Source organism: Rhodococcus sp. KRD162 (genome assembly GCF_017168335.1).
In the GTDB taxonomy this organism is placed as follows: domain Bacteria; phylum Actinomycetota; class Actinomycetes; order Mycobacteriales; family Mycobacteriaceae; genus Rhodococcoides.
This window is the reverse complement of record NZ_JABFAU010000009.1, coordinates 64,458-86,778: the sequence shown is the minus strand read 5'-3', so window position 1 is coordinate 86,778 and position 22,321 is coordinate 64,458. Positions and strand designations below refer to the sequence as shown.

The following is a 22,321-nucleotide window of genomic DNA, read 5'->3' as shown; positions in this document are numbered from 1 at the left end:
ATGCAGCATAGTATTTGGGGTTGTTCAGATCAGCAGGACCGCGCACGCTGCGGCGGAGACCGCGCTGAGCGAGACGACGGCCAACACGGCCGGCACGACGAGGGGCAGCACGGCGGCGGCAGCATAAGCGCCCGCTCGGGTTCGGCTCGGTGTTTGCGCGCTCGTGTCGAGGTGATGCAACCGCTCGGTGGTCGAGTCCCCGATCAGGCCCAGTGCCCACAGTGGCCGCGCAGAATGCGCCTGCGAGACCGTCGACAATGCCGAACGTACAGTGTCGGCGCTGGTGACTGCGGCCGCGGACCGGTCGGCTGCGACCTCGACCAGGACCCGTACCGCCGCGGGTGCCGCGGCGAAGAGGGGAACGCGAGGAAGCGCTTTGGCCAGGATCTCGCAGATGTTGACGATGCGGTGATGGCGCCCGCGCAGGTGGGCACGTTCGTGTGCGATCACTGCTCGCTGTTGTTCGGGATCGAGATGGGCGAGCAGGCCTTCGGTGGCCACGACGTAGCCGGGGCGACCGTCGATGCTGTAGGCCAGCGGGAGTGGGTGGTCGAGCCACATGATCGGTTCGGGTCCGGGGTCCGTGCGCGCCACGACGGCGATGACATCGCGGTGATAGTCGCGGACTTTGGACCGCGCTCGAAGCTGACGGCGAGTCGAGCGCAGGACGCGCGCCGATGCCGACGCCGCGAGGACGACCGATGCCCCGGCGACCGCTTCCCCGATCCACGGCTGGGCCGCGTGTTGCAGCGAGCCCAGGCAGCGGACGGCGAGTTCGACCATGCCCTCGGCCGGCGCATGGCCGGGCCAGAGCAACACCGCCACCGCGGATCCCACGAGAAACAGCACCCCGGCGATGCTGCCGATCCAAGCGGTCAAGGCGAGAGAGGGGCCGACGGTGCGGGTGAGTGAGGTCAGCAGCGGCGGCATGGCAACGGCCACCAGGGTCGCGGCGAGGAGTAATGCCAGTGCGACGATCACCGGTTCGCGTCCGGCAGGTTCCCCCGCAGGGCGTCCAGTTCGTCGTCGGTGACGGTTTTCGCGAAATGCATCAGCACGGCGGCCGAGTCGGTGCTGGTGTCGAGGATTTCGCGCAGCGCTTGCGAGGTGGCCTCGGCCCGAGATTGCACGGGCGAGTAGAGATAGGCGCGTGACTGCTTGGTCCGCTCGACCCACCCCTTCTCGTGGAGATGGGTCACGACGGTCAGGATCGTGGTGTAGGCGGGGTTTCTGTCGGCCATGCGTTCACGCAGGTCGTGGACCGACTGCGGTCGATCACATTGCCAGAGCACGTTCATCACCTCCGCTTCGAGATCACCGAGCCTTTTCATCGCCAGTTCTTCTTTCCTCGTCGTGTCAGGTGATATCGACTCCGCGTGCCGACAGCCACGCCGTCGGGTCGGACTTGGCACCGTCGGGTTGCCACACTTCGTAATGCAGGTGGGGTCCGGTGGATTGGCCTCGGTTGCCTACCGTAGCAATGAGCTCGCCGGCTTTCACGCGTTGACCGGCGGTGACGAGCGCCTGGTCTATGTGGCCGTACACCCCGATCGTGCCGTCGTCCTGACGAATACGCACCCACAGGCCGAACCCTTGCGCCGGCCCTGCTTCGATGACCTCACCGTCGGTCACCGATACGATCGGCGTCCCGATCGTATTGGCGATGTCGAGTCCGTAATGCGTTGTCCCCCAACGCGGCCCAGAACTGGAGGTCAATGTGCCCGACACCGGCACCACCGAGAGCGGGCGCCGCGCCTCGGCATCGCGTGCGGCGCGCTCCGCCGCCCGAACTCCCCCCTCGGCGAGTTGCTCGGTCATGCGCTGCGCGAGCCGGCCGACATCGAGATCGGGCATTTGCAACACCTGCGGGGGTGAGGCGACGACCGGGCTCGGCGGCAGGACGCCGGCGGGAGGGCTATCGATACTCGCAGCGCTGAGCGCCACACTGTCCTGCGACCCGGTGTTCGGAGACGTCGCTGCCGCGGACAGAAAGGCACCGACCGCGACCGACGCAGCGATGGCGCGGCCACCCGGCTTCGGCACCCGGCGGCGATGAAGTCCGCGGCGAGCACGTCGCGACACGGCCTGCACTACATCGCGGCCACCGTCGCCGTGTGTCGTCTCGTCCGGACCGGCCACGTGCACCCACATCGACGCGGCAGTGTCCGCGGCCGCGGTGTCCCAGGCGGCGCTGACCGCGTGAGCGGGTACATCCGGTGCGGGCGTCTGCGCCGAAGGCGTGTGCTCGTCCTGCGACCGATTGTCGGAGTACACGGTCTCGGCGGGCGACTCGGTCACGAAACGCGAGGGTGCGAACCCGGCGTGTCGATGACGGGGGTGATCGATGAGCGCCGTCGGCCTGTTGCCGACGGGCATCGAGACCGCGACGCCGGGTGCCGGCGCTGCGTAGTCGTCGTCGATCGGATCGGGTGTGCGGTGTCGGGCCAAGATCACAATCCTTGGTGGCTATGAGGCCGTGGCCTCGCTCGAGATAACGAAATGGTGACGGTCAGGCCACAGGTTACTACTATCGAGCATAGTTTTTCCATCCCACTCGACCCGGATTCGTCCGTACCGCTGGTCACGGTCCTCGGAGGACATCCCGCCGGGCTACGACATCCCGCCGGGCTACGACATCCCGCCGGGCTACGACATCCGCACCGGAACAGGGCTGGGCGTTTCGGGTATCAGGGGTGATCGCGCCGAGAGGACAGGCCACCGAGCATGGTGTTGTACGCCTCGAGTTCGGTATCACCTTGATCGTCGACTCGGCGGTCTCGTTGCCGTGCCGCGCTCTCGTCGGCCGCCGACCACCGGACCGCGGCGAGAACCGCGGCAGCGAGCAACGGCAACTCCCCGATGCCCCACGCCAGAGTGCCGCCGCGCCGCTGGTCGGCCAGCAGGTCTGCGTTCCAGTCCAGACGCAGTCCGCTGTAGAAGCTCGCTCCGAGCGCGGTCTCGAGATCGATCGTCACGACGAGGAAGAATGCGAACCCGGCCAATGCGGTGATACTCGCGAGCAACTTCGTCAGTCCCGCGATCGGTCTCGGTACCGGGTCTTCGCCGACCGTGCCCCAGAACATCACCATCCCGACGGTCAGGAACCAGCCCTTCATCACCATGTGTGCCACATGCGAGTCGGCGACGGTGTCGAACAGTCCGCCGGGGTAGAGCAGGTAGAAGCTGCTCAGGAACACCGTGGTGCTGACCCACGGGTGTATCGCGATCCGGGCTGCTCGGCTCTGCCATGCAGCCCGGAGCCATTCGCGCGAGCCCGGTGCTTCGGCGGCCGACGCGGTCGGCAGGACCGAGGCGAACAAGGTTGCCGGTCGGCCGAGGACCAACAGCAACGGCACGGCGACGGCGACCGCGGTCAGTCCCGCCATGTGCACGCTGAACATCGCCGGGCTGTAGAACCCGACCCCGGACGAGGTCGCCACGAGCAGCACCGCAGTACCCGCCAACCAGCTCGCTGTCCACCGCCGCCGCCATGACAGGCCTGCCCGCCGACGGCGCCGCACGGCCACCAGATACAGGACGGCCGCGATCACCGCCGCGGAGCCGAACACCAGGTCGAAACGCCACTCGAACGCCAACCGCGCAGCGGTGGGCGGGCCGTCCAACACGTAGCCCAAGGCCTCTTCGTGCGCCTGGGGCAGCGAGGTGTCCTGCGGCGGGGGCGGGGGAGTGCGGCCCAGTGCGACCGCCAGGCCCACGGTGGTGACGAGAACGAGGGTCTCGATCATCGACAACGTGATCAGGGATCTGCGCCTCGCGGGGTCGTGAGCCAGAGCGCGGACCGTTCGTCGTCGCTGTATCCACCCGAGGGTCCCCACGATCGCCAGAGCTGCGATCTTCGCCAGTATCAGAGCGCCGTACGTCGAATCCCACAGCGACGTCACGGGCACTCGCACGGCAGCGTTGACCACTCCGGAGACCGCCATGATCACGAACGCGACCAGAGCGAGCGTCGAGTAGCGGCGGGTCGCGACGGCAAGGTGCCCACCTCCGCGCAGCGCATGAGCGAGAAGTGCGAGGAGTCCGCCCACCCACAGCGCGGCAGCGAGGATGTGCAGGATCAACGAGTTCGTCGCGATGTCGTGATTGCCGCCGGTCGAGGAGTGGCCGGTGACCGCGCGCGGGATCAACGCGAGCATCGACAGGGCGAACAAGGCGGGGGTCCATCGATGCCGCAACACCGCCGCGCATGCTGCGGCGGTGATCGCCGCGACCGCAGAGGTGATGGCCCATGCAGTGGAGGCCTCGACATCGCCGATCGCACCGAGGAACTGCACCGGTTGCGCTGCAACGGATCCGACAGGTTGACCCGAGGCGTCCGAGAGTGTCAGCGGCACCAACGCCGCCGCGCACACCGCCCACACTGCGGAGGCCTTCGCCGCGGTGCGGACGGCTACGTACCCGTCGATGTCGAGCACACCCGACCTCTGAGGCGGAACGAGAAATGCCGCGAGGAGCAGCGACCCCGCCGCCACGACGGCAGCCACCTCGCCGATCGCGGTCAGTGCCGGGATCCCGTACGTGGTGATCGGGCCCGGATCGGGCAGACCCAACAGCACGAGCGCTTGCGACGTCGACATCGCTGCGAGCAGTGCAGCGACCACCGCGGCAATCGCTGCGCACAGCACCATCACCTGCGATCCGGAGCGTCGATCCACTGCGCCGCGGGTCGAATGGGCCGCTTCGGTGGCCATGGTGTGCGCCTCTTCCCGGTGGATCGTGTTTCCGGCATGGGCGCGAGGCAGTCCGACCTGCGCCGACAATGAACTACTACGAATGATAGTTGTACGAGTCCGGGCAGCCACCGCCGGATGATCCTTCAACACTTGCATGTATGCGCATATCGCAATATGTTGTCGTTCTGCGGATCTGACACGACGAAGGAGCAACGATGGGGCACGGACATGGCCACGGGATAGAGCCGGGTTCACCGGCCAGCGCGTCCGGTAAGCACCTCGGGCGACTGTGGATCGCTGTCGGTCTGGGGGCGGTCACCCTGGTGACGCAGGTCGTCGTCGGCCTGTCCACCTCGTCGCTGGCGTTGCTCTCCGATTCCGCACACGTGTTCACCGACGTGTTCGGGGTGCTGATGGCGATCGTGGCGATCACACTCGCACAGCGACGATCGACCAAGGCTGCCCGCACGTTCGGGCTCTACCGAGCCGAGGTGTTCGCCGCATTGTTCAATGCACTTCTGCTGTTCGGTGTGGCCGGTTGGATTCTCTACGAAGCCGCGCAACGCATCACGAATCCGCCCGAGGTCCCCGGCGTCCCGGTGATGGCGGTGGCCACCCTCGGGCTCGTGATGAACCTCATCGCGTTCGTCCTGCTGCGCAGCGGCGCCAAGGACAGCCTCAATGTTCGGGGTGCGTATCTCGAGGTGATGGCGGACATGCTCGGCTCGATCGGCGTACTGGTCAGCGGACTGGTCACCGTCCTGTTCGGGTGGCGGTACGCCGACCCGGTCATCGCGGTCGCCATCGGCGTGTTCGTCCTGCCACGCGCGTTCAACCTGGGCCGTCACGCCGTACGAATTCTGCTGCAACATGCTCCGGCGGGCATTGATGTCGCCGCCGTGGAAAGGGCCCTGACCGATGTCGACGATGTCGAAGAGGTGCACGATCTGCACATATGGACACTGACGTCGGGGATGGAGGTCGCGTCGGCGCATCTGACGGTCGCCCCGGAGGCCGAGACACCGCGGGTGCTCGCTGCAGCGCAGCAGGTTCTCCGCAACGAGTTCGGTCTCGAACACGCCACTGTGCAGGTCGAACCCCGGGAAGGCGAAGGCCGGTGCCGAGAGGTCAATTGGTAGGCAGGTCTCGACCCGGTGCGCGATCGGCACGCTGTGCTGTCGTCGACACGGCAGCGATGTACCGAACCGGCACCCGTCGGGTGGGGGCACAGAGTGGGTCCTCGAGTGCCGCACATCGGCCCGGTCGAGACCGTTCACCCCGAACCCGTCCACCTCGCATGTTCGCGCCCGGTGATGGATCAGTCGACGGTGAGGGTATCGACGGTTCTGGTCACGGCACGGTTCGGCAGTGGCTCGGTGGCGGGGCTGCGCATGACCGCCCCGTCGGTGATCGAGAACGCACTGTTGTGGCAGGGGCACTCGATCGTGCCGTTGCGAACTCGGTTCACTGTGCACCCTCGGTGAGAACAGATAGCCGAGAAGGCCCGGAAGATACCGGGTTCCGGTTGGGTGACGACGACCTGCCGGTCGGCGAGCACGATTCCACCGCCGACAGGAACATCGTTCACCGACAAGGTGACGGGACCGTCGGAAGCGGTGTCCTCACCGGACGGGGCTTCGCCGACGCTGCATCCGGCGGCAGTCAGGCACGCTGTAGCGCAGCTCGTAGCGAGAAAAATACGGCGCGGTAGCGCCGGGATGTCCTCGCTCATACAGCAGGCTCCCCTCGGTACGCCTCGGTGAGCGAGAGGCGACGATCGCGTGTCGGTGGTTGTAGTCGACTATGTTTCGAGCAGTTCCGGTGTCGATCACCCTCACTGTTCGAGCGGATCAGCATGATTGTCCTGTCGCGAATGTATGTGCACTGCAGGGCATTCGATTCGAACGCCGAGATATCTCATGCACGTTCACGATCCGGCGCTGTCGGGCACTGCGGGCAGAGGGGCAACCCTTGTGCCCTCTCGCGTGCCAGTGCCGCCCCGATCATCAGCACCACCCCGCAGGTGATGTAGATGTCGGCGAGGTTGAATGTCGGCCACCAACCGGTGTGAAAGTAGTCCGTGACCGCACCGTCGACAAGCCGGTCCAGAACGTTGGACAGCGCGCCGGCGAGGATCAACGCCAGCGCCACCGTGGTCCACTGCTCCCCGTGCCGAGCGCTGTGCCATCCGTAGGCCGCGACCCCGGCGGTGATCGTCGCCGTGACCGACACGATCACCCATAGGGGCAGCGAATTGCCCAGACTGAAGGCCATTCCGCGGTTGAAGGCGAGCCGCAATTCGAGGATCGGTAGTGGGATCGGAGAGCCGACCAATGCTTCTTGCGCCCAGTAGTCGACGGTCAGCGCGGTAGCGACCAATGTCAGCACGAGAGTCACTGCGTAAGCACGCAGCCGCGTGGGAGACGTGGTGGGCGAGCGGTTCACGGATCCTCGTTCTCGGGTGTGTATCTCGGACAGGTGCTGGGTGTCGACGGAAGGGGATCGGTCACCGCCGCAGAGTTGCCATCACATAAAATACTATGCACCATAGTAGTTGATGAACGGCAGAGGCTCCTCCGGTACCGGCTGCACGCGCGTGCCGTCATGAGATCGGCTCCCGGCATCGAGCCCGGGCCTCGACCTCTCGTCTACGACCCGAGCCGGGCGCGGTGGGTGACCGGCAGCAACGGAGTCCGCGCGTGGATCCGGCTCCTCGCCGCCGCCTCATCCGGGCTGATGTTGTATGCCACATTCCCGCCCATCGATCTGTGGTTTCTCGCTCCGGTAGCACTTGCAATGCTGCTGTTGGCTGTGCGCGGGCGAGGGGCGCGTGCGGGGGCCGGCTACGGCTTCGTCGCCGGCTCGGCGTTCTTCGTGCCTCTGCTGCCGTGGGTGGGGGAGTACGTCGGATCGGTGCCGTGGCTGGCGCTGTCCGTCGTTCAAGCACTCTTCGTGGCACTGTTCGGTGCGGTAGCGGATCGGATGTCCCGACTGCCGTGGGCGCCGGTCTGGGTGGCGAGCGCCTGGGTGGCGATGGAAGCGGCACGATCTCGGGTCCCGTTCGGCGGCTTCCCTTGGGGCCGCATCGCATTCGGTCAATCCGACGGGCCGCTGCTGCCTCTGGCTGCGGTGATCGGCGCGCCGGGGTTGTCGTTCGTCGTGGTGCTGATCGGGTCCGCTCTGGCCGGCGTCGTTGCCTCCGGTCGCATCACCCGCAGAACTGCAGCAGCGTCGTGCATCGGTGTGGCCACTGCTGTAGGGGCGCTCACGGTGGTGGCTCCACTGTTCGCTCCGCCGCAGCAGGACACGGTCACCGTCGCCTTGGTGCAAGGCAACGTCCCGCGTCTCGGTCTCGACTTCAACGCCCAACGACGCGCGGTTCTCGACAACCATGTTCAGCGCACCATCGAGCTCGCCGCCGACATCGACTCCGGCCGCGTACGCGCACCCGACCTGGTCATCTGGCCGGAGAACTCCTCCGACATCGATCCCCTGCGCAACCCCGACGCCGCCGCACGTATCGACGCCGCGGCCCGCGCCGTCGGAGTCCCCGTACTCGTCGGCACGGTTCTCCGCCGAGACGACGGCACCACGAGCAACACCTCGATCGTGTGGGATCCCGTCACCGGGCCCGGGCAGAGGCACGACAAGCGGCAACTGGTGCCGTTCGGGGAGTACCTGCCGATGCGCACGATCGTCACCGCACTCTCTCCCTATGCCGCCCAGGCAGGAAACTTCACCCCGGGCCAGGGCAACGGCGTCCTCGACCTCGCCGGAGTGCACGTCGCGGTGGCCACCTGCTACGAGGTCGCCTTCGACTCGTTGCTCACCGACTCCGTGCGCGCCGGTGCCCAGCTGATCGCAGTGCCCACCAACAACGCCACTTTCGGTCGGACGAACATGACCTATCAACAACTCGCCATGTCGCGGGTACGAGCGGTCGAACACGGGCGCAGCGTCGTCGTGTCGGCCACCAGCGGCGTCAGCGCCGTCATCGATGCACGCGGGGAGGTCGTCGAGCGCACGGAGCTGTTCACCCCCGCAGCTGTCGTCACCGAGGTGTCACTGAGCACCACCCTCACCCCGGCGACGATCACCGGCAGCGTTCCGGAATGGATTGCCGCCACCGGCGCTGGTGCAGCACTGGCGTTCTCGCTGCTGCGCCGACCACGCTCCATCACACCGAACCCCGCAAACTACTATGTCGCGTAGTATTTAGATGGTGGTCGGTGAAGGGCGTGCGGAGATGACGATCGACGAACACCCCCGTGCGCACTCGCCGGGACTGGTGCGCAGAACAGTGGCGATGCTGCGCAACCGGTGGCGACAACTGACGTCGATGCGGACAGCGTTGGTGCTGCTGTTCCTCCTCGCCGCCGCAGCTGTCCCCGGCGCTTTGCTGCCGCAGCGCAATCTCAATACCCAGGCCGTCGATTCTTTCATTGCCGCGCGTCCGGTTCTCGGGCCGGTGATGGACACGCTGGAATTGTTCGACGTGTTCGCGAGTTCCTGGTTCACCGCGATCTACGTCCTGTTGTTCGTGTCGCTGATCGGCTGTCTGACTCCCCGGTTGATCGAGCACGGCAAAGCTCTTCGCGCACAACCTGTTCGAGTACCGCGAAACCTCACTCGACTACCGTTGCATCATTCGGGCACCCTCGCCGGTGACCCCGAGAAGGTGATCGCCGACATCGCGCGGCACTTGAAAGGGTGGCGTACCGCCGTTCGACCCGAGCCCGATGGGGCACTGACTCTCTCGGCGGAGAAGGGCTACACCCGCGAGGCCGGGAACCTGCTGTTTCACTTCTCGCTGATCGGTCTGCTCGCGGCCATCGCGATCGGCAAACTGTTCGGCTACGAAGGCTCGGTCATCGTCATCGCCGACAACGGGCCCGGTTTCTGCAACACCTCGCCCGCGATCTACGACTCCTTTCGCGCCGGCAACAGCACCGACGGCACCGGACTCGAGCCGTTCTGTATCCGGGTCAGAGATTTCACCGCCGACTACCTCGAGAACGGTCAGGCCGAGATGTTCACCTCGAACATCTCCTACCAGAGCGCCGACGACATCGCCGCCGACACCTGGCGCGACTATCAACTCAAAGTCAACGAACCCCTCCGGCTCGGCGACGAACGCATCTACCTCACCGGACACGGCTACGCCCCCGAGTTCACCGTCACCTTCCCCGACGGCCAGACCCGCACCGAAGCGCTGCAGTTCCGCCCCGACGACGCCACCACGTTCCTCAGCAGCGGCGCGCTGCGATTCGACCCACCCGGGGGGACCTACGCCACCGCCGAGGAGCGCCGCCGAGGGCAGATCGCCATCGAAGGACTCTTCGCGCCCACCGCGCAATTCAACGGCAACCTGCTCTCCTCCCGCTTCCCGGAACTGGTCGATCCCGCGGTGGCAGTGGACATCTACAAAGGCGACACCGGTCTCGACACCGGCATCCCGCAGTCGATCTTCTCCCTGGACCAGGAGATGATCAACCAGGGCCGGCTGGTCAAGCAGGACCGGGTCAACCTGCGGCCCGGAGAATCGACGACCCTCTCCGACGGCACCGTCGTCCGGTTCGACGGTGCCAAGGAATTCGCGAACCTCCAGGTCGGATACGACCCCGCGCAGCGGTGGGTGCTCGTGTTCGCGGTCACGATGATGACCGGACTACTGGTGTCCCTGGTCATCACACGTCGCCGTGTCTGGTTCCGGGTCCACCCCGGCGAGCGCGGTCTCTCGCCAGTGGACATGGGTGGCCTGGCTCGCACCGATCACGCCGGCTGGGGACCGGAATTCCAGACCCTTCGGTTGAAGATCTGGCCGCACACGCAGAGCCCGTCCGAGAACCACGACAGAGAAACGGTGTAGCACCATGCCGATCGACGACACCCTCGCCCGGTGGAGCGACATCAGCTTCGAGACCGCCTTCGTGGTCTATCTCCTCGCCGCGATCGCATTCCTCGCACAGCTCGCAACGACCCGTAGCGCGGAACTGCACAATACGGAGCGACTTCGTGCTCGGATCATTGCTGCCACGTCGACGACGCCCGGACGCATTCCCGACGCACCCCGGCGAGTTCCATCCGAACGTTTCGGGCGTAGCGGACTCGGGCTGGTGATGGTGGCACTGACCCTGCATATCGGGTCGATCATCCTTCGCGGGATCGCCACCGGCAGGCCGCCGTGGGGCAACATGTACGAATTCGTCTCGGTCACCTGCGCAGCAGGTGTAGTCGCTGCACTGGTGGTGCTGCGCTCGACGCAGCTACGCACCCTGTGGTTGTTCGTTCTGGTGCCGACGTTGATCCTGCTGTTCGTCGCCGGCACCGTGCTGTACGCCGACGCAGCACCGGTGGTACCGGCACTGCAGTCGTACTGGCTGCCGGTGCACGTCTCCATCGTCTCGCTCGGCAGCGGGGTGTTCCTGATCTCCGGGGTTGCGAGCATACTGTTCCTGATCCGCATGAAGCATCCCGAGGACTCGGGCAGCCGCGTGAGCCGGATCGCAGCCCGCCTGCCCTCCGCGCAGACACTGGACATCGTGGCCTACAAGACCACGATCTTCGCCTTCCCGCTCTTCGGCGTCGGCGTCATCCTCGGCGCTATCTGGGCCGAAGCCGCGTGGGGCCGGTTCTGGGGCTGGGATCCGAAAGAAACGGTCTCCTTCATCACCTGGATCGTCTACGCCTCCTACCTGCACGCCCGCGCCACCAGCGGGTGGCGCAACACCCGCGCAGCATGGATCAACATCGCCGGATTCGTGGCGATGCTGTTCAATCTGTTCATCATCAACATGGTCGTCTCCGGCCTGCACTCCTACGCAGGCCTGAACTGATGACCGCTATCTGCCTCTCAGCGCGTCCGTACGGTCCTGCGGAATGGGCATCGGCGACATCGGTCCCGCCTCGACCCGGCCGGTGTTACCGGCCGGGTATCGCCCCGACCACGATCCTGGAGCAGCGATCACGATCCGGATCACCTGACCCCAGGATTCGCGCCGATCATGTTCTACCGCCGCAGCTTTCACCATCGCGGCGTGGTTGAGAGCATGCAATCACGGATAGTGCTGCGAGAGGATGTGTGTTCGTTCGAGGTGGTGCCAGCGCACCTCTGTTGTCGATGCCGCTGCTGCTGGGGTCATGTCGATCCCGTAGAGCCTGCATGCAGTCCGATCACCGCCCGCAGGTCTCTACCTTCCCTGACCGAGTTCGCTTCGCGCGGGAGTCGATGTGCAGCAGGTACATCCATCCGAGCACCCGGAGCTGCTGCCGTCGTCTGCTCCGATCGCCGAGGGTGACGGTGCGGTGGTGGCGGCCAGTAGGTTCCCAGATGCGAGAGGCGCAGCGTTCCTCGGCGTCGGGGCCGGAGCGCAGCAGGCATCCTCGAAGGCCGCTGCGGGTGCGATCGTGACATTGAGGGCACCGGATGCCGTAGGCGGTGGGACGAACCCGTCCAACGGTGTGGTGCGGGCGGCACGAATCGCATTGGCGATCACCAGGACTTCGGCGAGTTCGTGGACGAGCACCACAGTCGCCAAACCGAGGACGCCGGTGGCAGCCAGTGGGACGAGCACGCCGATGATCGCGATCGACAGGGCGATGTTCTGGACCATGATGCCGCGGGCATGCCGAGCGTGGGCCAGCACCTGCGGTAGATGCCGGAGGTCTTCCCCCATGAGGGCAACATCGGCGGTCTCGATGGCAACGTCGGTTCCCATTGCGCCCATGGCGATACCGACATCTGCGGTCGCCAAGGCGGGAGCGTCGTTGATGCCGTCGCCGACCATGGCAATCTTGCGTCCGGCCGCGATGTCGGCGAGCAGGGCCGCTTTGTCCTCGGGCAGTAGTTCGGCGTGGACGGCGGTGATACCCGCCTGGGTCGCCAGGGCCTGCGCAGTGAGTGCGTTGTCGCCGGTGAGCATCGCAGTGTCGATACCGAGCGCGGTGAGTTGGCGGACAGCCTCGGCGGCCTCGGGCCGCAGTTCGTCGCGGACGGCGATCGCAGCGATCAGGACTCCGGCGCGTTCGACGAGAACGACTGTGGCACCGCTGCTTTGGAGACGAGCGACGTCGGCGCGGAACTCCTCGGAGCTGGGGTGGGTGTCGAACCAGCTCGGTTTCCCGAGCCTGATCGCGGCTCCGTCGAGGGTGCCGGTCAGGCCGTGTCCGGCGATGGCAGTGACATCATCGGCTGCCGCGACGGTCGATACGGAAGCGAGGATGGCGCGGGCGAGTGGATGCTCGCTGCGCGCTTCGAGCGCAGCAGCAACGGCCAGCGCGGCGTCGCGGCCGATTCCCGCAGCGGTGACGACGTCGACGACCTCCGGTCGTCCTGCGGTGAGGGTGCCGGTCTTGTCCACGGCGACGACGCGGATGCGGCCCAGCTCTTCTACTGCTGCACCGCCTTTGATCAATGCCCCGTTGCGGCTCGCAGCCCCGATCGCCGCCACCACCGACAGCGGCACCGAGATGGCCAACGCGCACGGTGATGCCGCGACCAGGACCACCAGTGCGCGTTCGAGCCACAACATGGGGTCACCGAGCACCGCACCGACGCCGGCGACGAGGGCGGCGAGAATCATGATCGAAGGCACGAGGGGACGTGCGATCCGGTCCGCGAGCCGCTGGCCGGCCCCTTTGCGGTCCTGGGCCTGTTCGACGATGCGGACGATGCGCGCAAGCGAACTCTCCGATGCCGGCGCGGTGACGGTGATCTCGATGGCTCCGCCGCCGTTGATGGCACCGGCATGCACCTCGTCGCCGACACCGGCTTCGATGGGCACGGACTCGCCGGTGATCGCGGACACGTCCAGATTCGTCGAACCGCGTGCGATGGTGCCGTCCGTGGCAGCTCGCTCGCCCGGTCGCAGCACCATGGTGTCCCCGATCACGACATCGTCGGGGGGCAGGGCCTGCTCGGTTCCACCGCGCAGGACCGACACTGTCGGCGGCACCAAGGACAGAAGTGCGCGTAGTCCGCGGCGGGTCTTGGTGACCGCGTACTCCTCGAGTCCCTCGGCGACGGAAAACAGGATGCCGAGCATCGCGGCCTCGGGGATCTGGCCCAATGCGATGGCACCGAGGAGCGCGATCGTCATCAGCGTGCCGACACCGATGCGGCCGTGTCGCAGATTTCTCACCGTCGCGGGAACGAAGGTGACGGCCGCGATCGCGGCAGCGATCAGACCGCCGACGGTCGCGACCGCATCGGCACCCGTTCGACCGAGCAACCACGATGCGGCGAGGATGATCGCGGCTACCGATGCGAGTTGCAGCTCGCGGACCTGCCACAACCTCTGGGGTACGTCGGTCGGAGCCGGACCTGCCGTGCCCGTACCGTCGGCGGCCGGTTCGGTGGTCGGCGCAGCGGGGGTCGGTCCGCAGCACGCGTCAGCCATGATCGACCCCGGTGAGATCAGCGGTGGCCGAGGCGGTGGCCAGTGGCTCGGTCAGTATCGAGAGCAGTCGGGCGCCGCGATCGGTGAGCGAATACATGACCAACTTTCCCTCTCTGTTCGATGTGACGGCGTCCGCGGCTTTGAGTTTGCGGAGATGGTGGGAGACCAGCTTCTGGCTCTGTCCCACGATCCACGCAACATCGCAGCCGCACATCTGCCCGCCGGCGTTCAACGCGAGCGCGATGGTCAGTCGGGTGGGGTCACCGAAAGCTCGGGCAGCGTCGGCGACCGGTTCGATATCGCCGAGAGCAGGCAAGGCTGCGCGCACCCTCTCGGCGTGAGGGAGGTCCATACACAACAGATCGCACGAGTCCAAAGGTTCCAAGGCCATGGGCACAATCTAACAATCATGCGATCGTCAGGGAAGACCTTTCGGTCGACGTTCGTACGATTGTTAGTCTCACAACGGGTCGAAACGCCCATATCGGGCCCGTTGATCAGTCCGAACGAGTCGAGAAGGTAGTTGTATGAGCCGAGCGTTGAAGATTTCCCTGTCCCTGGTGGTCGTGTTCGCCGCCGCGTTGGCTGTATTTCTGGTGGTGGACCGATCGGGCACGCCGGATGCTGCCGCCGCCGAGCAGGCCGCCGCCGACCCTGCCTCGATCGCGGTGCGCGAGAACAGTCATCGGTTGAACTCGGTGCCCGACGGCCGGGTCACGTTCGTGGAGTTCCTCGACTTCGAGTGCGAGGCCTGCCGGTCTGTCTACCCAGCGATCGAACAATTGCGTGAGGAGTACGGCGACCGGGTGAGCTTCGTGGCCCGCTACTTTCCCATCGCCTCGCACTTCAATGCCGAACGCGCCGCACGCGCTGTCGAAGCCGCAGCACAGCAGGGCGGCTTCGAGGACATGTATCAGCGCATGTACGAGACGCAGGCGCAGTGGGGCGAACAGCAGGTTCCGCAGGACGAGTTGTTTCGGAGCTTCGCCGTCGAGCAAGGACTCGACATGAGCGCCTTCGATGCCGCTTACACCGACCCTGCGACGCTCGAACGCATCGAGGCCGACGTCGCCGACGGGATCGCGCTCGGCGTCCAGGGCACCCCGACGTTCTTCCTCAACGGCACCAAGATCGAACCCACCACCTACGGAGACCTCACCGATGCCCTCGACGCTGCACTCGGCTGACCGCGCAGCCGCTCTCACCCGACGCAGCGGACCGTTCGCCCGAAGCCTGCCCTGGCTGCTGCTGGTAGGAGGCGTGATCGGACTGGCCGCCGCGTTCGTACTCACGGTAGAGAAGTTCGCCCTTGCGCTCGATCCCGCCTACGCCCCGACCTGCAGTATCAATCCGGTACTCAACTGCGGATCGGTGATGGACACCCCGCAGGCGTCTGCGTTCGGATTTCCCAATTCCCTTCTCGGGATCGCGGGCTTCGCCGTCGTGGCGGCAGTGGGTGCCGCCCTGCTCGCCGGAGCCGTGTTCGCGCAGTGGTTCTGGAGTGCACTGCAGGTCGGTGTCACTGCTGCTGCGGTCTTCGTGCACTGGCTGATCGTGCAGAGCCTCTACGACATCGGCGCGCTGTGCCCGTACTGCATGGCGGTGTGGGCGGTCACCGTACCGATCTTCTGGTACGTCACGCTGCGCAACCTCGACCGCGGGGCTCCGAGTGCGGGCCGGCGGCAGTGGGCGGGAGTGTTGATGCGCAATCACTCGATTGCGCTGACCGTGTGGTTTCTCGTCCTCATCGCCCTGATCGCGCAGCGTTTCTGGTCGTACTGGTCCACGCTCCTATGATCCGCGACGTACCGTTCGCCCCTCTGCCGATCTCTCGAGAAAGAAGGTCACGGCGATGACGCGCGGCTGGTCGATCGTCATGCTCGTCGTTGTCGTTGCATCGATCGTCGCACTGTGGCCCCGCTCCGGTGGCGTCGAGGGCGGCCCATCCGACGTCATCGCCAACAATGTCGCGCCGGTCGGACCCGAACCCACACTGTCCCGCCCGCCGGATGACGCGGCACGAGCAACAGCGCTACCGCTGTGTCCGCAGCCGGTGCCACACGAAGGTGGGCCGCTGGCGGGAGTGATGGCGCGCTGCATCGGCAGTGCCGACGATGTCGATCTCGTCGACGTTCTCGGCAGCGAGGTGACGCTGATCAACCTGTGGGCATCCTGGTGCGGCCCGTGCCGCACCGAGATGCCCGTAGTCGATGCCTACGCCGCAGAACCCGACGCGATCCCAGTCATCGGAATCAACGTCGAGGACCGACCCGCGGACGCGGCCGCGCTGCTCACGCAACTGGGCATCCGCTATCCGAACTACATCGACGGCGGCAGCGTCCAGGACGCGCTCTCGGCACCGCCGGTCCTTCCCCTGAGTTTTCTCGTCCGCCCGGACGGAACGATCGAGCGCATCACCGACCCGACAGTGTTCGAGACGACAGACCAGATCCGCACTGCAATAAAGGACTTCACCTCATGACACGTTTCCTACCCGTGTGGGTCGGTACTCGACGACAAGGCGGCACGCCCACCGCGGCAATCGGATCGATTCTTGCCGTCGTACTACTGATCTCCGGATGCTCCGCTGGTGCCGACGCTGCACCGTCCGGCGGGAGCTTCGACTTCGTCGCGCCCGGTGGCCGAACCGACATCGTCTACGACCCTCCCGAAACACGCGGAACCATAGGCGAGCTCGCCGGCCCCGATCTGATGGAGGAGGGCAAGACGACCGCTCTGGCGGACTACGACGGAAAGGTCGTCGTGATCAATCTCTGGGGTCAATGGTGTGGCCCCTGCCGCGGCGAAGCCGACGACCTCGAAGAGGTCTACGAGGCCACCCGTGAGCGCGGTGTGCAGTTCCTCGGTATCAATGTCCGAGATCCGCAGAAGGACAAAGCGCAGGACTTCGTGGTCGACAACAACGTCACTTACCCTTCGATCTACGACCCCTCGATGCGGACGCTGATCGCCCTCGGCGGGAACTATCCGACCAGCGTCATTCCCTCGACGCTGGTACTCGATCGCCAGCACCGGGTGGCCGCGGTCTTCATGCGAGCCCTGCTCACCGAAGACCTGCTTCCCGTCGTCGAACGGATAGCCGCGGAATGACGACTCTTCTCGCCCAAGACATCGGGTCGACGTTCCAGAACGCGGCATCGAGTGGGCCCCTACTGCTGGCGATCGCGGCATGCATGCTCGCCGGGTTGGTCTCGTTCGCCTCACCGTGCGTGGTGCCGCTGGTGCCGGGATACCTGTCCTACCTGGCAGGCATCGCCGGCGCCGACGCCCAATCAGCCCGCGACGCCCAATCAGCCCGCGGCACCCAATCGGCCTGCGAGGCTCAGTCAGCCGATGCCCGGACACCCAGCACCGCGACCGCCGGTACGTCGTCGACGGGTCTCGTGAATCGCTGGCGTGTGGCCGGTGCAGCGTCGTTGTTCGTCGCCGGGTTCACCATCGTCTTCGTCCTCGCCACAGCCTCGGTCTTCGGAGTCATCGGCACCTTGCGCATCAACGAGCAAGTACTCCAACGCGTGGGCGGGGTCATCACGATCATCATGGGTGCGGCGTTCATCGGGTTGATACCCGCACTGCAACGCGACACCCGATTCGCACCCCGGCAGATCTCGTCCCTTGCAGGAGCGCCGCTGCTCGGTGGGGTGTTCGCGCTCGGCTGGACGCCGTGCCTGGGTCCGACCCTTGCCGGCGTGCTGTCCGTGGCGGCAGGCACCGAAGGTGCAACCGCAGCCCGCGGGGTCACTCTCATCGTCGCGTACTGCCTGGGACTCGGCCTACCGTTCGTCGTTCTTGCGTTCGGTTCGAGTTCGGCGATGCGCGGTGTGGGGTGGCTTCGGAGGAACTCTCAGAGGATCAAGGTGGCGGGCGGTGTCATCATGATCGCCGTCGGCATCGCACTGCTGACCGGGGTGTGGGGGTTGTTCATCGCCTGGATCCGCAACGAATTCGTCAGTGCAGTGATCCTGCCCATCTGATCGTGATGTCGCCGAACCGCCACGCCGCATTGCATTGTTCGGGAGGCCGAACTATATTTTCAGGGTTCTGACATATTGTTGGTGCCGGAGGGTGTGGTCATGTCTGTGCTGCAGCGCCGATCGTCTCGGCCGCCCTCGAGGTTTCGGTCTGGCCTCGTTCTGCTCGGTCCTGCTTTCGTCGCCGCGATCGCCTACGTCGACCCCGGCAATGTCGCCTCCAACGTCAGCGCCGGCGCGCAGTTCGGGTACCTGCTGGTCTGGGTGATCGTCGCCGCGAACGTGATGGCCGGCCTCGTGCAGTTCCTCTCCGCCAAACTCGGCATCGTCACCGGAATGACACTGCCCGAAGTGGTCCGCGAGAAGTCGAGCAAGAGTGTGCGACTGGCATATTGGGGGCAAGCAGAAGTGGTCGCCATGGCGACCGACCTCGCAGAGATCGTCGGCGGTGCGATCGCTCTTTACTTGCTCTTCGACCTGCCGCTCCTGATCGGCGGCCTCATCACCGGAGCCGTATCGATGATCTTGTTGCTGGTCCAGGATCGCCGGGGCCAGCGCCCGTTCGAGTTCGTGATTCTCGGTCTACTCGGTGTCATCGCCGTCGGATTTCTTGCCAGCGTCGTCGTGGAACCGCCATCGTTCACCGCCGCTGCCGCCGGGTTGATTCCGCGGTTCGACGGCGCGGAAAGCGTATTGATAGCCGCCGCTATGCTCGGTGCGACGATCATGCCGCACGCGGTCTATCTGCACTCCGGCCTTGCACGTGACCGGCACGGACACCCCGAGGCAGGGCCTGTCCGGCAGCGGTTGTTGCGGATCACCCGGATCGATGTCGGGTTGGCGATGCTGCTGGCCGGTGCAGTGAACATGTCGATGCTGCTGTTGGCGGCCTCGACGCTGGGAGGCCGAGAGGGCGTCGATTCCATCGAAGGAGCTCACACAGCAGTAGGAGACACTCTGGGGCCGGTGGTAGCGCTGCTGTTCGCGGTGGGCCTGCTGGCCTCGGGCCTGGCATCGACATCGGTCGGGGCATACGCCGGCGCGATGATCATGGACGGCCTACTACGTCAGCGCATTCCGATTCTGGTGCGACGACTGGTGACACTTGTTCCCGCACTGGCAATTCTGGCCGCGGGGGTCGACCCCAGTCGGGCACTGGTCGTCTCACAAGTCGTCCTGTCCTTCGGTATTCCGTTCGCGCTCATTCCCTTGGTGCGGTTCACCTCGGACCGCATCCTGATGGGCGGCGATGTCAATCACCGGATCACGGCATACGCGGCATGGCTCATCGCGGGAATCGTCGTCGCACTCAATGTCGCGTTGATCTATCTGACCGTCGCCTGACTGCGCGCGGGTGGACAAGTCCAGCATGCGCTTATTTCAGGACGATGACCACGCGTAGCGCGTCGACGGACGTCCGGGTCATCGAGTTTCTGCTCGAGGGTGCGGTCAGGGTGCGCCGTTGCCTGCCGTGGTGGGCTCGTGTTGGCTTTTTTCATCGGTATGGAAAGTGATCAGATTGCCGTCGGTGTCGACAGCTGCGAACTCCGTCGTTCCCCAGTCCGTCGAGACGGGACGACCCGCGTCTGCGGGATGGAGCACTCCCGCGCGGGACATCTCGGCGTAAAGGTCGTTGATCTCGTCCACGGCGATGCGGCAGCTGGCTGTGCCGGCAAGGAACGTCTCGGCTCCGCTGCATACCGGCCATGCCGCAGGGTCTGAACGGGTATTCCAGCTGTCGTCGTCGGCGGCCCACAAGTGGATCTCGACGTCGTCGCGGGTAAGTCTCGCGAAAGTCGGGTCGGTGTACCGGGTCGTGAAGCCGAACGCGCGGACGTATATCTCTACAGCGGTGTCGATGTCTCGTACCGGCAGCGCAGGTACCACTTTCGACATGCCCATAGGCAACACTAACGCCGACGAGCCGGAGTAGGAGCCGAACCCACATCAATTGCTGGCGCTCAGTGCATTCGACTTCTGACACAGTGAACGCGACTCCTGAAACTGACAGGATCGATATCGAGACTCAATCGTGATGTGTCTCAGAAACCTGTCTCAAGCTCTGACGCGCCGCCTGTGCCTTGTCGGCCGTTTCTGAGACAGTCATCCTCGTGAGCGCCGTTTTGGGATACATGAGGGTCTCGACCACCGATCAGTCGCTGGATCTACAGAGAGACGCACTGACAGCCGCCGGCTGCTTCCGCATCTGGGAAGAGGTCGCATCCGGAGCAGACAAAGACCGACCTCAGTTGCAGCTGCTCCTCGAGAGCGTGCGCGCCGGCGACGTCGTCGCAGTATGGCGACTCGATCGACTCGGCCGCTCACTGAGCCACCTCATCGAAACCGTCAACCTCATCGAAACCAAAGGTGCAACACTGCGCAGCATCACCGAAGGCATCGACACCTCGACAGTCGGAGGACGCCTGACCTACAACATCTTCGGCTCCCTCGCCGAATTCGAACGAGACCTCGTCAAAGAACGCACCATGGCCGGCCTCGCAGCCGCACGAGCCCGCGGCCGCATCGGTGGCCAACCAGCCAAGATCGACGCCGACAAAGCTCGTCACATCCGCAGAATGCTCGACGACGGCACACCCAAAACCGAAATCGCATCAGTACTCGGAATCGGCCGCGCCACCCTCTACCGGCACCTCAGTTCGCCTGCGGGTTAAGCGATTAGCTCCCATCACGGTGTACGTCCGGCCCCGGGTTCCTTTGGCGAGACACTTCCACCGGGTACACCAAAACGGCGACAGGAGGGGTCGCACGTCCTCTGTCTCTGCCAAGGAAAATTGGCGGCTCGCAAGGTCAGGACCGGAACAAATTTCCGTACAGCTGTGCAATGGATTCGAAGACTTCTACGGGATCCACATAATTGTTCTTGTCTCGTAACGCGTCTTCGAGGGCATCTTCGTTCACGATGTTGTCGGGGACCAGCACGTGCCACTTGTAACCCCGCGGTTGTGGACGAACTCCTGCCGAGGCCAAGTATGCATTGATGTCCTCGTTCTGTGCACGCAAATCTTCTTCAGTGAAGGCCTCGAACCAAACTTCCTGCGGGTCACCGGTTGCCTGGTGACCGCGTGACACTTTCACGGGCGGATGCAGCGCCGCTGGATACGACGTCCGAAAGCATCGGCCCGGACCCGCAGCCCAGGCAGTCAACGCCCCATGACCGTTGGCGACGAGCGGTACGTATCGACCCGTGGGCAGACCTTCAGGTATTTCACCCTCGTCATCCGCGACCGGGTAATCGCCCCAGTATTGAGCCATACCGTCTCCTTTAGGCTGAAACGAACTCTGGCCTCGGCCGCCGAAGCGCCGAGGCCAGAGGCGACGATCAAGATGCTAACCGATCTGGAACGACCCGATGGGGTCCCCGGTCTGTGACAGCAGGGGAATCGTCCGGGGAGCTGGCGTCGCGGCAGCGTCGACTACCGAACCAACCAAATCGTCCGACCTGACGTACCCCAGCTCACCATCGGTACCGATGGCGCTGACCAGGTCAGGGAGTTCAGCATCTGCCTGCGCGGCCTCGCCGGTTCCGTAGCTCTCACCGTCCGGATTTGTTCCTTGTGCGCGCGCAGCGTCGCCGTCTGCGCGAGGTGCAGCCAGGGCAGCGGGGGCAGGGTACTGGAGGGGGTCGGACGGGAAGGTGACGTACTCCGACATGTTTCCACCGGACGGCCACACCGCCACGAATCCATGACTGTTGTAGAAGCCGGGTCCGCAGTCTCGAGTGGACGTAGCGGTCTGAGAACTCGTGTTGAACAGGTTGAACTGGTAGTCCGTCGCCGAGCACAACGCACCCTCCCGGAAGAGGCGGGCTTTGGAGCCGATAACACCCTGCGGCACAGTGCTTCCGAAGGCCGTGTAAACACGCGTCGACGCTTTGGGAACTCCGGCGTTGTTCCTGACTTGTCATTGGTCGACATATTCGAGCGCGAACGGAATCAATGCAGAATGCACCGAATGCGTTCTCTACCAACAGGTCTGCAGCAATCCGCCTCGGTTGCAGACCGGCCGGTTTTACCTACCCTAGCGGCAAAGTTGCCGATTACGCTAGCGCAAGTAATGAAACGGTCAAAAGTATTGAATCGAGTCGAATCATAGACGGTATGGAGGTCTTGGCTGGGGCCCCTCCGCATGTAAGCGTGGGTTGCCGACAGGAGTGGGTCCTGGCCGGTAGAGCCACAGATGTGGGAGGCCCCAGTGAAGAATCATCGTACGAGTGTTG

General features: G+C 65.3%; 22 protein-coding genes and 1 pseudogene. 11 read left to right on the top strand and 12 right to left on the bottom strand.

Annotation, left to right across the window (positions count from 1 at the left end):
* Positions 1-24 precede the first annotated feature (24 nt).
* The 4 genes from J1M87_RS13915 to J1M87_RS13900 all read right to left on the bottom strand — a co-directional run bounded on the left by J1M87_RS13915 (position 25) and on the right by J1M87_RS13900 (position 4,712).
* On the bottom strand, positions 25-981 hold the full coding sequence (locus tag J1M87_RS13915; protein ID WP_008720986.1) for a M56 family metallopeptidase: 957 nt from the start codon (positions 979-981) through the stop codon (positions 25-27).
* Positions 978-1,331 carry a BlaI/MecI/CopY family transcriptional regulator gene (locus tag J1M87_RS13910; RefSeq protein WP_027494220.1) on the bottom strand — a complete coding sequence of 118 codons (354 nt, stop codon included), beginning with the start codon at positions 1,329-1,331 and terminating at the stop codon, positions 978-980. The genes J1M87_RS13915 and J1M87_RS13910 overlap by 4 nt, the downstream gene beginning before the upstream one ends.
* Before the next feature lie 25 nt (positions 1,332-1,356).
* Positions 1,357-2,151, bottom strand: coding sequence for a M23 family metallopeptidase (locus J1M87_RS13905; RefSeq protein ID WP_080733228.1), 795 nt, complete (start codon positions 2,149-2,151; stop codon positions 1,357-1,359).
* Positions 2,152-2,687: 536 nt separating this feature from the next.
* Positions 2,688-4,712 carry a cytochrome c oxidase assembly protein gene (locus J1M87_RS13900; protein ID WP_032373357.1) on the bottom strand — a complete coding sequence of 675 codons (2,025 nt, stop codon included), beginning with the start codon at positions 4,710-4,712 and terminating at the stop codon, positions 2,688-2,690.
* Between the two features lie 197 nt (positions 4,713-4,909).
* Here J1M87_RS13900 and J1M87_RS13895 point away from each other — a divergent pair, with 197 nt between their 5' ends.
* On the top strand, positions 4,910-5,833 hold the full coding sequence (locus tag J1M87_RS13895; RefSeq protein WP_008720942.1) for a cation diffusion facilitator family transporter: 924 nt from the start codon (positions 4,910-4,912) through the stop codon (positions 5,831-5,833).
* A 179-nt stretch (positions 5,834-6,012) separates the two neighbouring features.
* Here J1M87_RS13895 and J1M87_RS13890 read toward each other — a convergent pair whose 3' ends face one another.
* Positions 6,013-6,426, bottom strand: coding sequence for a Rieske (2Fe-2S) protein (locus tag J1M87_RS13890; RefSeq protein ID WP_008720941.1), 414 nt, complete (start codon positions 6,424-6,426; stop codon positions 6,013-6,015).
* Between the two features lie 185 nt (positions 6,427-6,611).
* Positions 6,612-7,139 (bottom strand): signal peptidase II, encoded by a 528-nt coding sequence (lspA, locus tag J1M87_RS13885; protein ID WP_052061206.1) that lies wholly within the window; start codon positions 7,137-7,139, stop codon positions 6,612-6,614.
* Between the two features lie 291 nt (positions 7,140-7,430).
* On the opposite strand from lspA, the gene lnt reads away from it, so the two are divergent.
* From lnt to ccsB, 3 genes are read left to right on the top strand one after another with little or no spacing between them, the layout of a single operon-like run.
* Positions 7,431-8,906, top strand: a complete 1,476-nt coding sequence (lnt, locus tag J1M87_RS13880) for an apolipoprotein N-acyltransferase (RefSeq protein WP_231578201.1) — start codon at positions 7,431-7,433, stop codon at positions 8,904-8,906.
* Positions 8,907-8,940: 34 nt separating this feature from the next.
* Entirely contained in the window at positions 8,941-10,563 is a 1,623-nt protein-coding gene (locus tag J1M87_RS13875) for a cytochrome c biogenesis protein ResB (protein WP_045841170.1), read from the top strand.
* Positions 10,564-10,567: 4 nt separating this feature from the next.
* Complete coding sequence (ccsB, locus tag J1M87_RS13870) at positions 10,568-11,530, top strand: c-type cytochrome biogenesis protein CcsB (RefSeq protein WP_032373342.1); 963 nt, start codon at positions 10,568-10,570, stop codon at positions 11,528-11,530.
* A gap of 6 nt (positions 11,531-11,536) precedes the next feature.
* Here the strand turns inward: ccsB and J1M87_RS13865 are convergent.
* From J1M87_RS13865 to J1M87_RS13855, 3 genes and pseudogenes are all read right to left on the bottom strand, one after another.
* Positions 11,537-11,836, bottom strand: a pseudogene (locus J1M87_RS13865) (DUF3703 domain-containing protein).
* Positions 11,837-11,884: 48 nt separating this feature from the next.
* On the bottom strand, positions 11,885-14,092 hold the full coding sequence (locus J1M87_RS13860; RefSeq protein ID WP_032373341.1) for a cation-translocating P-type ATPase: 2,208 nt from the start codon (positions 14,090-14,092) through the stop codon (positions 11,885-11,887).
* A complete protein-coding gene (locus tag J1M87_RS13855; RefSeq protein WP_032373340.1) occupies positions 14,085-14,483 on the bottom strand; it encodes a metalloregulator ArsR/SmtB family transcription factor in 399 nt (132 codons plus the stop codon). The genes J1M87_RS13860 and J1M87_RS13855 overlap by 8 nt, the downstream gene beginning before the upstream one ends.
* A gap of 136 nt (positions 14,484-14,619) precedes the next feature.
* On the opposite strand from J1M87_RS13855, the gene J1M87_RS13850 reads away from it, so the two are divergent.
* The 6 genes from J1M87_RS13850 (at position 14,620) to J1M87_RS13825 (ending at position 19,428) form a co-directional block, all read left to right on the top strand.
* A complete protein-coding gene (locus J1M87_RS13850; RefSeq protein WP_008720127.1) occupies positions 14,620-15,279 on the top strand; it encodes a thioredoxin in 660 nt (219 codons plus the stop codon).
* A complete protein-coding gene (locus J1M87_RS13845; RefSeq protein WP_008720128.1) occupies positions 15,254-15,889 on the top strand; it encodes a vitamin K epoxide reductase family protein in 636 nt (211 codons plus the stop codon). Before J1M87_RS13850 ends, J1M87_RS13845 begins: the two co-directional genes overlap by 26 nt.
* A 55-nt stretch (positions 15,890-15,944) precedes the next feature.
* Complete coding sequence (locus J1M87_RS13840; RefSeq protein ID WP_008720130.1) at positions 15,945-16,574, top strand: TlpA disulfide reductase family protein; 630 nt, start codon at positions 15,945-15,947, stop codon at positions 16,572-16,574.
* Positions 16,571-17,203, top strand: coding sequence for a TlpA disulfide reductase family protein (locus tag J1M87_RS13835; RefSeq protein ID WP_080733221.1), 633 nt, complete (start codon positions 16,571-16,573; stop codon positions 17,201-17,203). Before J1M87_RS13840 ends, J1M87_RS13835 begins: the two co-directional genes overlap by 4 nt.
* Positions 17,200-18,087: a cytochrome c biogenesis CcdA family protein gene (locus J1M87_RS13830; protein WP_032373339.1), complete on the top strand. Its 888-nt coding sequence runs from the start codon at positions 17,200-17,202 to the stop codon at positions 18,085-18,087. Before J1M87_RS13835 ends, J1M87_RS13830 begins: the two co-directional genes overlap by 4 nt.
* Positions 18,088-18,186: 99 nt before the next feature.
* Positions 18,187-19,428: an Nramp family divalent metal transporter gene (locus tag J1M87_RS13825; protein WP_008720147.1), complete on the top strand. Its 1,242-nt coding sequence runs from the start codon at positions 18,187-18,189 to the stop codon at positions 19,426-19,428.
* A gap of 105 nt (positions 19,429-19,533) precedes the next feature.
* Here the strand turns inward: J1M87_RS13825 and J1M87_RS13820 are convergent, their stop codons facing one another.
* Positions 19,534-19,980, bottom strand: coding sequence for a VOC family protein (locus tag J1M87_RS13820; protein WP_197077431.1), 447 nt, complete (start codon positions 19,978-19,980; stop codon positions 19,534-19,536).
* 215 nt (positions 19,981-20,195) lie between these two features.
* On the opposite strand from J1M87_RS13820, the gene J1M87_RS13815 reads away from it, so the two are divergent.
* Entirely contained in the window at positions 20,196-20,756 is a 561-nt protein-coding gene (locus J1M87_RS13815; protein ID WP_094642704.1) for a recombinase family protein, read from the top strand.
* A 136-nt stretch (positions 20,757-20,892) separates the two neighbouring features.
* On the opposite strand, the gene J1M87_RS13810 is transcribed toward J1M87_RS13815, so the two are convergent.
* Both J1M87_RS13810 and J1M87_RS13805 read right to left on the bottom strand, forming a co-directional pair.
* Positions 20,893-21,357, bottom strand: a complete 465-nt coding sequence (locus tag J1M87_RS13810; protein ID WP_032373337.1) for a DUF5956 family protein — start codon at positions 21,355-21,357, stop codon at positions 20,893-20,895.
* Between the two features lie 75 nt (positions 21,358-21,432).
* Positions 21,433-21,939: a hypothetical protein gene (locus tag J1M87_RS13805; RefSeq protein ID WP_032373336.1), complete on the bottom strand. Its 507-nt coding sequence runs from the start codon at positions 21,937-21,939 to the stop codon at positions 21,433-21,435.
* Positions 21,940-22,321: the final 382 nt, after the last annotated feature.

Excerpts from the sequence above, each read along its gene's own strand:
- J1M87_RS13860 (WP_032373341.1), bottom strand. The coding sequence starts at position 14,092 with ATGGCTGACGCGTGCTGCGGACCGACCCCCGCTGCGCCGACCACCGAA.
- J1M87_RS13855 (WP_032373340.1), bottom strand. The coding sequence starts at position 14,483 with ATGGCCTTGGAACCTTTGGACTCGTGCGATCTGTTGTGTATGGACCTC.
- lnt (WP_231578201.1), top strand. The coding sequence starts at position 7,431 with ATGTTGTATGCCACATTCCCGCCCATCGATCTGTGGTTTCTCGCTCCG.
- J1M87_RS13820 (WP_197077431.1), bottom strand. The coding sequence starts at position 19,980 with ATGTCGAAAGTGGTACCTGCGCTGCCGGTACGAGACATCGACACCGCT.
- J1M87_RS13905 (WP_080733228.1), bottom strand. The coding sequence starts at position 2,151 with ATGTGGGTGCACGTGGCCGGTCCGGACGAGACGACACACGGCGACGGT.
- J1M87_RS13910 (WP_027494220.1), bottom strand. The coding sequence starts at position 1,331 with ATGAAAAGGCTCGGTGATCTCGAAGCGGAGGTGATGAACGTGCTCTGG.
- J1M87_RS13835 (WP_080733221.1), top strand. The coding sequence starts at position 16,571 with ATGACACGTTTCCTACCCGTGTGGGTCGGTACTCGACGACAAGGCGGC.
- J1M87_RS13845 (WP_008720128.1), top strand. The coding sequence starts at position 15,254 with ATGCCCTCGACGCTGCACTCGGCTGACCGCGCAGCCGCTCTCACCCGA.
- ccsB (WP_032373342.1), top strand. The coding sequence starts at position 10,568 with ATGCCGATCGACGACACCCTCGCCCGGTGGAGCGACATCAGCTTCGAG.
- J1M87_RS13810 (WP_032373337.1), bottom strand. The coding sequence starts at position 21,357 with ATGGCTCAATACTGGGGCGATTACCCGGTCGCGGATGACGAGGGTGAA.
- J1M87_RS13900 (WP_032373357.1), bottom strand. The coding sequence starts at position 4,712 with ATGGCCACCGAAGCGGCCCATTCGACCCGCGGCGCAGTGGATCGACGC.
- J1M87_RS13830 (WP_032373339.1), top strand. The coding sequence starts at position 17,200 with ATGACGACTCTTCTCGCCCAAGACATCGGGTCGACGTTCCAGAACGCG.
- J1M87_RS13840 (WP_008720130.1), top strand. The coding sequence starts at position 15,945 with ATGACGCGCGGCTGGTCGATCGTCATGCTCGTCGTTGTCGTTGCATCG.
- J1M87_RS13825 (WP_008720147.1), top strand. The coding sequence starts at position 18,187 with ATGTCTGTGCTGCAGCGCCGATCGTCTCGGCCGCCCTCGAGGTTTCGG.
- J1M87_RS13890 (WP_008720941.1), bottom strand. The coding sequence starts at position 6,426 with ATGAGCGAGGACATCCCGGCGCTACCGCGCCGTATTTTTCTCGCTACG.
- J1M87_RS13875 (WP_045841170.1), top strand. The coding sequence starts at position 8,941 with ATGACGATCGACGAACACCCCCGTGCGCACTCGCCGGGACTGGTGCGC.
- J1M87_RS13895 (WP_008720942.1), top strand. The coding sequence starts at position 4,910 with ATGGGGCACGGACATGGCCACGGGATAGAGCCGGGTTCACCGGCCAGC.
- J1M87_RS13850 (WP_008720127.1), top strand. The coding sequence starts at position 14,620 with ATGAGCCGAGCGTTGAAGATTTCCCTGTCCCTGGTGGTCGTGTTCGCC.